This window comes from Streptomyces sp. P9(2023) (genome assembly GCF_032436795.1).
Lineage (GTDB): Bacteria > Actinomycetota > Actinomycetes > Streptomycetales > Streptomycetaceae > Streptomyces.
In genome coordinates this window covers 1-390 of sequence record NZ_JAUPWM010000197.1, presented here as the reverse complement: position 1 = coordinate 390, position 390 = coordinate 1, and the positions used below count along the sequence as shown (strand labels likewise).

Sequence of the window (390 nt, the reverse complement as noted above, 5' to 3'; positions counted from 1 at the left end):
CCAAGATCCAGAAGGCTCGACCCCGGATGCAACCGCCCCCACTGCGCCCAGGCAATTTTGCCGCCGTGGTCGCGCAGGAAATCCTGTCCGTTGGTGTTGCCCCACATCACCCCAGCTTCCCGCCCGATCCAGCTTTTCAGCGCCTCGATGGCGCGATCAGCCTGTTTGGGGTCATGCAGCCAGCGGGTGTGATCCAGCCCGGTCTGGCGTTTGACAAAAGCCAGAAGCGCCTTGTCGTCGCGCGATCGGGTCAGGCCGAGGTTCCAGGCCGCAATCCACAGCGCCTGAAGCTTTTTTGCATAGGGGCCGTCCAGATCGCGCCGGTTCACGTGACGAAACCCCAGCCGGCGCAGTTCGGCGACGACCCGCTCTTTATCGGCCGGGGTCATC

At 64.1% G+C, this 390-nt stretch carries 1 protein-coding gene; it reads right to left on the bottom strand.

Annotated features, from left to right (window positions below; genetic code table 11):
• Window positions 1-390: regulatory protein GemA (locus Q5762_RS37320; RefSeq protein ID WP_315896753.1), on the bottom strand; the 390-nt coding region annotated here is incomplete at both ends.